We start from the raw sequence: 272 nt of genomic DNA, 5'->3' as shown, positions 1-272 counted from the left end.
CACATTTGCAGTGTTTGTTTTAACTAGTGGATATATTTTTGCATTTGCAACTACATTATCCCAAGCCCCTGCTGTAGCATCACCTATCAGGAATAAATCAGTATAGGTATACACTGGCCCATTAATAAATGGAGTAACTTTTAAAGGAAGAACGTTTGAATAGTGAGTTTTTCCTACCGCGGTAGATTTTACTCTAACTTCTATATCAGTTGCAACAACAGAACTTACTCCCATTGACAAAACAATATTATTAAGATTACTCCCAATCATAC

General features: G+C 34.9%; 1 protein-coding gene. It reads right to left on the bottom strand.

Translation table 11 applies throughout. From position 1 onward, the window contains the following. On the bottom strand, window positions 1–272 hold a 272-nt coding region (locus SB724_RS20145; RefSeq protein WP_410572616.1), incomplete at both ends, for a hypothetical protein.

Origin of the sequence: Bacillus sp. SIMBA_031 (assembly GCF_046535225.1) — a bacterium.
In the GTDB taxonomy this organism is placed as follows: Bacteria; Bacillota; Bacilli; order Bacillales; family Bacillaceae; genus Bacillus; species Bacillus velezensis.
This window is presented reverse-complemented; position numbering and strand designations above follow the sequence as displayed.